This window comes from Polynucleobacter sp. CS-Odin-A6 (assembly GCF_018882095.1).
In the GTDB taxonomy this organism is placed as follows: Bacteria; Pseudomonadota; Gammaproteobacteria; order Burkholderiales; family Burkholderiaceae; genus Polynucleobacter.
On sequence record NZ_JACVPD010000003.1, the window covers coordinates 258,467 to 270,604 of the forward strand.

At 45.9% G+C, this 12,138-nt stretch carries 10 protein-coding genes; 6 read left to right on the forward strand and 4 right to left on the reverse strand.

Annotation, left to right across the window (positions count from 1 at the left end):
* Both aceF and aceE read right to left on the reverse strand, forming a co-directional pair.
* Complete coding sequence (aceF, locus tag ICN15_RS08845) at window positions 1-1,314, reverse strand: dihydrolipoyllysine-residue acetyltransferase (protein WP_216202362.1); 1,314 nt, start codon at window positions 1,312-1,314, stop codon at window positions 1-3.
* A 15-nt stretch (window positions 1,315-1,329) separates the two neighbouring features.
* Entirely contained in the window at window positions 1,330-4,026 is a 2,697-nt protein-coding gene (gene aceE, locus ICN15_RS08850) for a pyruvate dehydrogenase (acetyl-transferring), homodimeric type (RefSeq protein ID WP_216202363.1), read from the reverse strand.
* A gap of 200 nt (window positions 4,027-4,226) precedes the next feature.
* Between aceE and ICN15_RS08855 the strand changes: the two genes are divergently transcribed.
* Genes ICN15_RS08855 through ICN15_RS08875 form a run of 5 tightly spaced genes read left to right on the forward strand, consistent with a single transcriptional unit; the run spans window position 4,227 to window position 11,131 of the window.
* Window positions 4,227-6,749, forward strand: coding sequence for a PAS domain-containing sensor histidine kinase (locus tag ICN15_RS08855; RefSeq protein WP_216202364.1), 2,523 nt, complete (start codon window positions 4,227-4,229; stop codon window positions 6,747-6,749).
* 49 nt (window positions 6,750-6,798) lie between these two features.
* A complete protein-coding gene (locus ICN15_RS08860; RefSeq protein WP_216202366.1) occupies window positions 6,799-7,446 on the forward strand; it encodes a response regulator transcription factor in 648 nt (215 codons plus the stop codon).
* 10 nt (window positions 7,447-7,456) lie between these two features.
* Entirely contained in the window at window positions 7,457-8,311 is an 855-nt protein-coding gene (folD, locus tag ICN15_RS08865) for a bifunctional methylenetetrahydrofolate dehydrogenase/methenyltetrahydrofolate cyclohydrolase FolD (protein ID WP_216202368.1), read from the forward strand.
* Between the two features lie 53 nt (window positions 8,312-8,364).
* Window positions 8,365-10,491: a M3 family metallopeptidase gene (locus ICN15_RS08870; protein WP_216202369.1), complete on the forward strand. Its 2,127-nt coding sequence runs from the start codon at window positions 8,365-8,367 to the stop codon at window positions 10,489-10,491.
* A gap of 7 nt (window positions 10,492-10,498) precedes the next feature.
* Entirely contained in the window at window positions 10,499-11,131 is a 633-nt protein-coding gene (locus ICN15_RS08875) for a bifunctional 2-polyprenyl-6-hydroxyphenol methylase/3-demethylubiquinol 3-O-methyltransferase UbiG (protein ID WP_216202371.1), read from the forward strand.
* Window positions 11,132-11,227: 96 nt separating this feature from the next.
* Here ICN15_RS08875 and ICN15_RS08880 read toward each other — a convergent pair whose 3' ends face one another.
* A complete protein-coding gene (locus ICN15_RS08880; RefSeq protein ID WP_216202373.1) occupies window positions 11,228-11,443 on the reverse strand; it encodes a hypothetical protein in 216 nt (71 codons plus the stop codon).
* Between the two features lie 255 nt (window positions 11,444-11,698).
* Between ICN15_RS08880 and ICN15_RS08885 the strand changes: the two genes are divergently transcribed.
* The gene (locus ICN15_RS08885) at window positions 11,699-11,884 is read left to right on the forward strand and encodes a hypothetical protein (RefSeq protein WP_216202375.1); all 186 of its coding nucleotides are present in this window, start codon (window positions 11,699-11,701) and stop codon (window positions 11,882-11,884) included.
* Between the two features lie 158 nt (window positions 11,885-12,042).
* On the opposite strand, the gene ICN15_RS08890 is transcribed toward ICN15_RS08885, so the two are convergent.
* A partial coding sequence (locus tag ICN15_RS08890) for an IS3 family transposase (protein WP_216202393.1) occupies window positions 12,043-12,138 on the reverse strand: 96 nt, incomplete at its 5' end.

Genomic DNA, 12,138 nt, shown 5'->3' on the forward strand with positions numbered 1-12,138 from the left:
TTAAAACGCTGCGCGACGGAAGTCGGCCATCAGCTGAGAAATATAGACATTAAAGCGCGTCGCTAATGCGCCATCAATCACGCGATGATCGGCACTTAAAGACAATGGGCAAATTAAGCGGGGTGCAAACTGCTTACCATCCCAAACCGGCTTCATAGCAGCTTTGCTTATACCCAAAATTGCCACTTCAGGTGCATTGACGATTGGTGAGAAGTAGGTGCCACCAATACCGCCTAAGGAGGAGATCGTGAAACTAGCACCCTGCATTTGATCTGGCTTTAATTTGCCGTCACGCGCTAAGGCAGCAAGCGCTGAGGTTTCTTGAGCAAGCTCAAAGATTCCTTTTTTATCTGCATCACGAATGACTGGTACAACTAAGCCATTTGGTGTATCGGCAGCAAAAGCAATATTGAAATACTTCTTCAGCACTAATTCATCGCCGTCCAGTGAACTGTTGAACTCGGGAAATTTCTTCAGAGCCGCAACAGCTGCTTTCATTAAGAAGGCTAGCATGGTGATTTTAATGCCCTGCTTTTCATTCTCTTTATTGGTGAGCACTCTAAATGCCTCTAAATCGGTAATATCGGCATCTTCGTGATAGGTCACTGCAGGAATCATGACCCAGTTACGGCCCAAGTTAGCGGCAGTGAGTTTCTTAATGCGATTGAGAGGTTGACGCTCCGTCTCACCAAACTTGGAGAAATCTACCTTTGGCCAAGGAATTAAATTCAAGCCACCCAAACTTCCACCAGAAGTATTAGAGCTACCTCCTCCACTACTCATCGCAGCTTTCACGAAAGCTTGTACATCCTCTTGAGTAATTCTTCCTTTGGGACCAGAGCCCTGAACTTGATGCACAGTGACACCGAGTTCACGTGCAAACTTGCGCACTGATGGACTGGCATGGCTCGCGGTGGGATCTATATCAACCGGAGCGTGGCTAACAGGCAGCGGTGCTGGGGCGCGAACGATTGGTGGTTCTACTGTTGGAGGAGGAGTGGGTACTGATACTGACTCCACTTTTATTCCTACTGCAGGCGCAGTTTGTGATGTAGCCTGAGTAGTCTCCGTAATACTTGCTTCAATAACCAAAACAACTGCACCCTCTGAAATAGAATCGCCTACTTTAACTTTGACCTCTTTCACTATGCCGGACTGTGAAGATGGCACATCCATTGTTGCCTTGTCTGATTCCAGAACCACAATGGACTGCTCTTTCTCAATCTGATCACCGACTTTGACCAAGACCTCGATAACCGGCACATCTTTGTAATCCCCGATATCGGGGACTTTTATATCAATCAATTGGCTCATAGTATCCGTCTCTAATCAGACTGTCATGGGGTTTGGTTTAGTGATATCGATCTGGTATTTCTGAATTGCGTCAGCAAGCTTTTGACGATCCAGCTGACCAGCATCCACTAAAGAGCGAAGTGCGGTAAGCACAATCCAGCGACGATCTACTTCGAAGAAGTCACGTAATTTTTCTCGAGTGTCGGAACGCCCAAAACCATCTGTACCTAACACCTCGAAGCGACGACCCAGATGCTGAATGGCCGGACGAATTTGCTCCGCAAATAAACGCACGTAGTCAGTTGCTGCAATGACTGGGCCGACGGTATCTTTTAGGCACTGCTCTACATGAGATAGTGCCGGTGCTAATGTTGGGTTAAGCAAGTTTTGACGATGCACTGTAGTCCAATCACGACCTAGCTCAGTAAAACTCGGACAACCCCACAAATCAGAAGCAACACCCCAGTCTTGATGCAGGATTTCAGCAGCCTCAATCACCTCCCGGAAGATCGTGCCAGAACCTAAAAGCTGCACGCGTAATTTTGCGTTAGCGTCACCAACAGATTTCAGCTTATACATCCCCTTAATGATGTCTTGCTCTGCACCTGCAGGCATTGCAGGATGAGCATAGTTTTCATTCATCAAGGTAATGTAGTAATACACATCCTCTTGCTCAGCCAGCATACGACGCATGCCATCCTGAATCACTACTGCAACCTCAAAAGAGAATGATGGGTCGTAACTGATGCAGTTTGGAACTGCAGCGCTCCACACTTGACTATGGCCATCTTCATGCTGAAGCCCTTCGCCATTTAATGTCGTTCTACCAGCTGTACCGCCTAATAAGAAGCCACGGCTCCGCATATCTCCGGCAGCCCAACACAAATCACCAATGCGCTGAAAGCCAAACATGGAGTAGAAAATATAGAAGGGCAGCATGGGCACGCCATGAGTGGAATAAGCAGTTGCCGCCGCAATCCAATCGCACATACCACCCGCTTCGTTAATACCCTCTTGCAAAATCTGGCCAGTCTTGTCTTCCTTGTAGAACATTAATTGATCATGATCTTCTGGGGTATAAAGCTGGCCTAGTTGACTCCAAATCCCTAGTTGGCGGAACATCCCTTCCATGCCAAAAGTGCGTGACTCGTCTGGAACAATGGGTACCACGCGCTTACCAATGACCTTGTCGCGAACAATCGTATTGAGAATGCGCACAAAGGCCATGGTTGTCGAAATCTCGCGACCTTCAGTAGTTGCCTCTAATAGGGGTGCAAATACCTCTAATGCAGGAACCGGAAGGCTCTCCGCTTTCATACGACGCTGAGGCAGATAGCCACCCAATTCTTGACGACGCGCCTTCATATATTCAAGCTCTGGACTACCGTCGGCAAATTTCACCAAAGGCATTTCCTCCAGCCGCTCATCTTTTACTGGAATCTCAAAACGATCACGGAAACGACGTACATCATCCGCATTCATTTTCTTTGCCTGGTGGGCAATATTCATCGCCTCGCCAGAACCACCCATACCGTAGCCCTTAATGGTGTGAGCCAAAATAACCGTGGGTTGCTCTTTGTGATTTACCGCCGCTTGAAAGGCTGCAAATACTTTATGGGGATCGTGTCCACCGCGATTGAGCTGCCAAATATCATCATCACTCCAATCGCTAACTAAGGCCTTAAGTTCTGGCGTATTAAATACTGCCTCACGAACATAAGCACCATTCTTGGACTTCATCGTTTGATACTGACCATCGACGATTTCGCCAAGTCGTTGCATCAAGATGCCTTTTTTGTCGCGCGCAAACAATGCATCCCATTGCCCGCCCCACACTACTTTAATGACGTTCCAACCCGAACCACGGAACTCACCTTCTAATTCTTGAATGATCTTGCCGTTACCACGCACGGGTCCATCTAGACGTTGCAAGTTACAGTTCACTACAAAAATGAGGTTATCTAATTTTTCACGACCGGCCATACCAATTGCGCCCAGGGATTCTGGCTCATCGGTTTCACCATCGCCTAAGAAGGCCCATACCTTACGACCTTCTGCTTTAATAAATCCCCGATCCTGCATATAGCGCATAAAGCGGGCTTGATAAATTGCCATGATTGGGCCAAGACCCATAGACACGGTAGGAAACTGCCAAAAATCCGGCATTAGCCAAGGATGTGGATAACTGGAAATTCCATTACCACCGACTTCTTGGCGGAAGTGATTGAGTTGCTCATCTGACAAACGTCCCAGCATGTAAGCGCGGGCATAAACTCCGGGGGCGGAATGTCCCTGAACAAATATGAGATCACCCCCATGATCAGGAGATGGTGCGTGCCAGAAATGATTAAAGCCAACATCATACAAAGTAGCGGCTGACTGGAACGATGAAATATGGCCGCCAACGTTAGTATCCTTATTGGCTCGCAAGACCATGGCCATGGCATTCCAACGCGTATACGAACGGATGCGGTGCTCTACATTTTGATCGCCTGGTAGGCGGGCTTGCTGCTCTACGGGAATCGTATTGATATAGGGCGTTTCTGCATGAAATGGCTGATTAACCCCGTTAACGCGTGCATGAGAAATCTGTTGATCAATCAGGTAAGCGGCTCTTGCTGGACCTTCATTTCGGATCACGCCATCTAGTGCTTGCAACCATTCTTGGGTTTCCCCTGGATCCGCATCTTGCTTACCTGCGCTGCCCAAAATTTGATCTGGAACTGCTGCCATAACTGCCTCCATTTGCTTCGCTGTTTTATTGATTCACTTTATAGGGGATATTCTAAAAAGGTCTATGAGTGTAAACAAGCAATTTTTCACATAATGATAATATTTCTCACTATATGGTATTTTGTTGCGATGCAAATAAATTCATTTAGATGGTGAATAAAGGAAGAAAACGCATCCATGAGGCAAAATAAGTGGATTAAATGAAAAAAATTGCATCCTCTTTTTTACAGCTTAAGCCCGTAATGTGGCTCCGCAGAATACGGGGTTTTAAGCTTGTCTTTACCCCCTTAATAGCAATAGTGCTATTTACAGTGGTGATGGGCGTCATTATGGGCACCCTGCAACTGCAGGAAAAAGGTCAGCAAGAAGCCGCACTATTTAGAGAGCTCTCATTTGCCAAGCAGCGGATTCAGTTACGTTTTGCAAATAATACCGATGTACTGCAATCGATTGGTAGAGACTATGTCAGTTCCAGTGACTCTGCTAGATCAAAAGATAATGTGATTATTCAGGCGGAAAATCTGCTTCAGAATAATCATGAAATTGCGCAAATCCTTTGGATTGATGAGGATGGACAGCGGCAGTGGAAAATCCCGGCTGATAACTTAAAGACGGATTGGTTCAATAAAGCCGAAAACGCTGGGAGCATCAACCAAGCGCTGAAAAAAACCATTGATCTGAGCACTGCAACCAATAGACCCGCTTTCAGTCAGTTTATTTCTCTGCAAGTTCCCAGTGAAGAGTTGGTTTCTAAAGAAATCCGAAATGTCTTTTGGCAAACTGTGCCTCAGTTTTCAGGGAACGAAATCAAAGGCATGGTTGCGGTTCTGTATACAACTCAGGGGCTTCTCGAGATGATTCCTGGAGAGCTCAAGGGTCTATACCGCTTCACACTCATTACCGATGATGAAAAGGTTCTTGCAATTTCGTCTGATAAAAATGTACCAAAGCGTGCATTTAGCAACCAAACCAGCCTCGATATTGGAGTGCTAAGTCCTAATCTCATTCTGCGGATTGATACTTATCCACCCCCTACTAATCTCACTTTTAGAATGTTGATTGGGGTCGTTCTAGGTTTGAGCGCATTTGTGATCTGGAGTCTATGGTCGGTATTAAAACAAATGCAGGTTCGTCAACTAGTAGAAGCGAACCTCCGTGCAGAAACCAATTTCCGTAGTGCGATGGAAAATAGCACCCCGGTAGGAATTCGTGCACATGACTTGAATAAAACGATCACTTATGTGAATCCTGCATTTTGCGAGATGACAGGCTGGTCGGCAAAAGAGCTCATTGGGCTTAGCCCCCCATTTGCTTTCTGGCCAGAGGGGCAAAAGGGTGAGCTTACCGAAAAAATGAATGAAGCCCTCAAGCTAGCGATGAACCAAGAAAAAAAACTGGGTATCGAAGGCTCCATTCTTCATCGCAATGGCACTGTCATTCAAACCCGTACTTTCATCGCCCCATTAATTAATGAAAAAGGTAATCAAACGGGTTGGATTACTTCATTGATTGATATTTCAGAGCCAAAGAAAATCCGGGAAGAGTTAGCGGCTTCACAAGAGCGATTCGTTACTGTGCTGGAAAGTTTGGATGCAGCAGTTTCAGTAGTAGCCAATGAGACAGGAGAATTATTATTTGCCAATCGCTTCTATCGTGAGCGTTTTGGCAATACTCCTAAGGGTCACTTTGATTTAGCCGGTAGTGATGTCCATCAAAACAGGGTGCAAGCGTTAGCTGAGGAGTCTGGCAACACCCTCATTGAGGGCGCTCCCCCATCCTCTTTGTATCAAGAATCAGAATCGGAAGAAATACAGTTGCTTGATGAGGCTACGGAAACGACGAAGTGGTATGAGGTTCGCAGGCGTTTTATTCCGTGGGTGGATGGGCATCTCGCACAGCTATTAATTGCAACCGACATTACGATTCGAATTGAAGCAGATGATCTAGCTCGCCAACAAGAAGAGCGCATGCAATTTACTAGCCGTCTAACCACCATGGGTGAGATGGCCTCTTCATTGGCACACGAATTAAATCAACCACTGGCTGCGATCTCAAACTACTGCATGGGTGTGGCAAAGCGTCTGCAAGGGTACTTAGACCCAGCCATGCAAAAAGACATTCTCCCAGCATTAGAAAAAGCATCGAATCAGGCCTATCGAGCAGGCACGATCATTCAACGGATTAAGGGCTTTGTAAAGCGCAGTGAGCCGCAGCGTAAATCCTGTGACATTAGTGAAATTATTAGTGACGCTGTAGGTTTAGCGGAGATCGAGGCGCACCGTCATCGCTTAAGCATCAGTACCGAAATTGCTGAAAATCTTCCTGAGGTCGACCTCGATCCAGTATTAATACTGCAGGTGCTGGTTAACCTCCTTAAAAATGCCTTAGATAGCTTGAGAGAGGCCTACCCATTCTCTTCGCGCTGGTCAGCGCCTCCAGTCCGAATTTCGGCAGATCTGGACACCAACACCTTTCCTGCGATGTTGCGGATTCAAGTACAGGATGCGGGGGCTGGAATCGCTGAATCGGTCATAGAACGCATGTTTGAGCCGTTTTTTAGCACCAAAAACGATGGAATGGGCATGGGCCTCAATATCTGCCGCTCCGTCATTGAGTCCCATCAAGGTCGTCTTTGGGCGACAAATCAAATGGATGTGGAGCGTACCAAGCTATCGGGTTGCACCTTTACGATACTATTACCCCTAGAATCTCCAAAGACCTAGGACGATATTAAATTGAGGCATTTTTTTAGATTTATCTGTGAAAGTAAGTATGAATATCAGTACGACTACCAAACCTAGCCAAGCCGAAGTGGTTTATGTTGTAGATGACGACGAGGCAGTTCGCGACTCGCTCACTTGGCTGCTTGAAAGCAATGGCTATGTCGTTCGCTGTCACGCCAGTGCCGAACGATTCTTACAGTCCCTACAAAGCACTGATAAATCCACAATCTCGTGTGCGATCCTCGATGTTCGCATGTCAGGCATGTCCGGCCTTGAGCTACAAGAACGTTTAATTAGTGAAAATTCACCCATGCCTGTGGCTTTTATTACGGGTCATGGCGATGTCAATATGGCAGTTTCCACCATGAAACGGGGTGCAGTAGACTTCATTGAAAAGCCATTTAAAGAAAACGATCTCTGCACTTTAGTGGATCGCATGCTTGCAAAAGCCCGTATTGATTATTCACAAGCCAGTCAGCGCAAAGTGACCCAAGGCCTCTTGAGTAAATTAACAGGGCGTGAACGTCAAGTCCTCGAACGCATTGTGGCTGGTCGCCTGAATAAGCAGATTGCAGATGATCTTGGCATTTCTATCAAAACAGTCGAAGCGCACCGTGCTAACATCATGGAAAAATTGAATGTGAATACCGTTGCCGACCTGCTTCGTTTAGCCCTCTCAGATCCACAGCCTAATTAAATACACTCTTATGCCCGCTCAACTACTCGATGGTGTTGCCTTATCAAAAAAAATTCGTTCTGAAATCGCTGCGCGCGGAGCTATCGTCACCGCCAAAGGTGTCAGACCCGGATTAGCAGTGATTGTGGTTGGCGAAGTTCCTGCCAGCCAAGTCTACGTCCGAAATAAAGTAAAGGCCTGCGAGGATGTTGGCTTTCATTCAGTGCTAGAACGCTATCCCGCAGAATTTGGTGAAGCAGAATTGCTCGCCCGTATTGCGACGCTCAATGCGGATCCTACAATCCATGGCATCTTGGTTCAACTACCACTTCCTGAACATATCGCAGCTGAACGGGTACTAGAGGCTATTGCACCCGATAAAGACGTCGATGGCTTTCACGTGGCCAATGCAGGCGCCCTAATGGTGGGTCAACCTGAATTCAAGCCCTGCACCCCTTATGGATGCATGAAGATTCTGGAAAGTATTGACTACCCTATTCGCGGTGCTCGCGCTGTGATTGTGGGCGCATCGAATATTGTGGGCAAACCCATGGCTATGCTATTACTTCAGGCTGGCGCCACTGTCACGATTTGCAATAGTAAAACTCGTGACTTAGCTCACCATACGAAGGATGCCGATATCTTGGTGGTCGCTACGGGCAGACCAAAAATGGTTACGGGTGACATGATCAAAACGGGTGCAGTGGTTATTGACGTGGGTATTAATCGCTTACCCGATGGCAAACTGTGTGGTGATGTCGACTTTGATACCGTTAAATATGTCGGTGGCTGGATAACTCCAGTTCCTGGCGGCGTAGGTCCGATGACCATTACCATGCTCCTCATGAACACTCTTGAAGCAGCAGAAAAAATAGCAAAACGCTAAGGAAATGACTGGGGCTTTTGGCAAAAAAGTTCCCAGTCGATTAAGCTATGGGGATGACTACATCAACATCCCCCACGCTTTCTGATGAACTTCAAAAAAATCCATTAATTGCGTTTGGTAGAGGCATTGCCTCCTACCCAGATATCAAGCCTAGTGATATTGCACCCGCCATTAAGTTTCTTTTAGAGCAAGCACAATCTGCGGTAAACCAGGCTGTTGATCCCACTACATCTCCTAGTTGGAATGGTTTGGTGGAGCCCCTTGAAGATGCTACTGAATCCTTGAGTCGTTCCTGGGGGGTAATCTCTCATCTCAATAGCGTAGCAGATACCCCAGAGCTTCGTGCAGCCTACGGCGAAATGATGCCTAAAGTGACTGCCTTTTTCTCAGGCTTAGGTCAAAACCTGGCGCTGTACCAAAAGTTCAAGCAGCTGAGTCTAAGCGGCGACTTTTCTAATTTGAGTACTGCCCAGAAAAAAGTCATTGAAAACTCCTTAAGGGATTTTCGTTTGGGGGGAGCCGAACTTTCTGACTCTCAAAAACCCCGCTTCGCAGAAATTCAAGATGAGCAGGCTTTACTTGGCAAAGCGTTTTCTGATCACGTATTGGATGCAACGGATGGATTTGTACATGTGATCCAAGATATTTCTGAATTGGCAGGACTACCGGAGGATGCCATTGCCGCAGCCGCAGATCTAGCATCACAAAAAAATCTCCAGGGCTGGGCATTTACCCTGCACTTCCCCTCCTATTACCCAGTCATGCAGTATTCCGAAAATCGTGCACTCCGCAAACTGATGTACCAGGCTTATGTCACGCGCTCATCTGAGTTGGCGCCGCAGTATGGCAAGGGCAAGCTGGATTGGGACAATACTCAGAACATGTTGGAGCAACTTCTTCTGCGAGATGAAGAAGCGCGTATGCTGGGGTTTACTAATTATGCGGATTTAAGCTTGGCACCAAAGATGGCCAATACCGTAAATGAGGTTGATCTCTTTCTGACGAACTTCGCTATTAAAGCAAAGCCGTTTGCCCAAAAAGATTGGCAAGAGCTTTGCGAGTTCTCAAAGGCTGAACTGAAGCTAACTGATGGACTTGAGCCTTGGGATATCCCTTTTGCTGCTGAGCACTTGAAACAAGCACGCTATGCATTCTCTGAGAATGAGCTTAAGCAATACTTTCCGCTGCCCAAGGTATTGGATGGCTTATTCCAAGTCATTCAGTCCTTGTTTGATGTCCGGATTGAGGCGGCCAACTTACCGACTTGGAATGACAACGTGCAATCTTTTGCAGTCAAAGATCGCGCTGGCCAAACTCAGGCGTATTTTTATCTAGACCCCTATGCTCGTCCCGGCAAGAGTGGTGGCGCCTGGATGGATGATGCTCGCGGCCGCAGAGAACTTCCTAATGGAGAAATTCAGATCCCCGTGGCTTATTTGGTCTGCAACTTTGCAGCGCCCGTCAAAGTTGATGGCGTGATGCGACAACCCACCATTACTCATGATGATGTGATTACCCTCTTCCATGAAAGTGGTCATGGTTTGCATCACCTCTTGACGCAAGTGAGTGCCTTAGGCGTTTCGGGCATCAATGGTGTTGAATGGGATGCAGTGGAATTACCAAGTCAGTTTATGGAAAACTTCTGCTGGGAATGGGAAGTATTAGAAAAAATGACCGCCCATGCAGAAACAGGCAAGCCCTTACCTAAGGCCTTATTTGAAAAAATGCTGGCTGCCAAAAACTTCCAAAATGGCATGATGACGCTTCGTCAGGTCGTGATGTCATTAACGGATTGGCGTTTACATTCGCGTTTTGATGCGAGTAGTGCAAAAGGCCATGCGGTGCTGGACGTCTCCAGAACCATTGCTGATGAATACAACATTATTCCGCAGCCAGAACTCTCTCGCTGGATCAATTCCTTTAGTCATATTTTTGCTGGTGGTTATGCAGCAGGTTACTACAGCTATAAGTGGGCTGAGGTTCTCTCTGCTGATGCATATGCTGCCTTCGAAGAAGCGGCAAAGCTGACTGGCAGCGTACTTGATCCAAAAACAGGTAGTCGCTACAGACAAGAAATTTTAGAGGTGGGTGGCAGTCGCCCTGCTGCAGAATCATTCAAAGCTTTCCGTGGACGTGAGCCAAGTATTGATGCGCTATTGCGTCACGGTGGCTTAGCCTAATCGCTTGATGTCTAATCCGCAAAATGTTTTGGATGAAGCGAGGCTGATTTCCCAAAGGATTATTACCCATTATGACCAGAATGCCGTTTCTTATGATGAGGGTACGAAAAGTCATGATGTCAGTCAAAATATCAATGCTCTATTAAGAGCCATTAAGAGTGAGCCACCATTTCATATTCTGGATTTTGGATGTGGACCGGGTAGAGACCTACAAACTTTCACTAAGCTTGGTCATATCGCTACAGGTCTTGAAGGTAGTCAACAAGCCGCTCACATAGCTAGGAATAAAAGTAGTTGTGAAGTATTGGTACAAGATTTTTTTAACTTAGATTTGCCAGAGAATAGCTTTGATGGCATTTTTGCCAATGCCTCACTGTTTCATATCCCCAATACTCTTTTGCCAAAAGTACTAGGCAATTTATGGGCTTGCTTAAAGCCTAATGGCATTCTTTTTAGTTCAAACCCTCGGGGTAATAACCAAGAAAGTTGGTATGGGGATCGCTTTGGCTCGTATCACGATCTAGAAGGCTGGCGATCTTTTATGACAAATGCAAACTTCACCGAAGTTGAACATTACTACAGACCCAGTGGGTTGCCATTTGAATACCAGCATTGGCTTGCAAGCGTTTGGAGAAAGTAATACTCAAAGAATGATTGATGGCCTCGGAAGTAATCGAACCGCTGATATCAAGATTTTCAATTCCCCCGCTACACGAAGTGTCCTTTTTAAAGGACATCACTCATTAATAATCACGGCGGATTTTGACTTGATGATTTGCTCGAGCTCTTGACTTGTAAGGTAGCAGATTGTTGCCTTAGATTTGGCAACTTCATATTGCTCATCTTCAATCGCTTTGATTGGATATCGCCCTACCTTCAATGGCGTAAGCCCAATAACATCATCATCAAGAACTGTTTTAGCTAAAAAACTATCGATTACTTTTAATTGCATGAACTCGATTTTATAAAAGTAATATGACAGCCCCTTTAGACATAAAAGTTATTAAATATTGAGAATTTCTGCCTTGTGAATTATTACTCACCCGCTAAGCTGATTAATAAACTTCACTTTTGGCTTTGCACCAAATCAAACCTATTTTTTTCACAAAAGTGCCTTTAAAAGTTCATATGACAGCAGTTAAATAGCCACCCAAGGACGATTTCCTTGGAATGCAAAATTTTTTCAAATTCACGAAGGAGATTGGCCATGGAAGCAATTGAAAACCATACTGAACCATATGAACTCAAAAGGTTTAGTAGAAAATTAGACCCCGAAAATCACTTGAAAGATCGCATGATCATGAGACACCTGCGACTTCGTAAAAATAATTTCTCTTTTAATTTTGATGAGCCCGCAAAAACCCAACAAAACCTTGGAGCAAGCAATGAATAAAGATATTTTGCTCTCTTCGCCAGGAGTAGGCGCTTATCTCCTTCTTTCATGCGCCGCTTTATTAGCCGCGGCCCTCATCATTTTCTTTAATACGTGAACCCAGATCTTTTGCTGAAAGCCACCCAAGTGAACTGACCCCCAGTAGTTGGACAGTTTAGTTAGGTTAGCACGAGGGATTGAGTTCGGTATTGCACCGGGCTTAATCCCTTTAGCTTTTCTTTGATTCGATCATGGTTGTAGTAGTGGATATATTC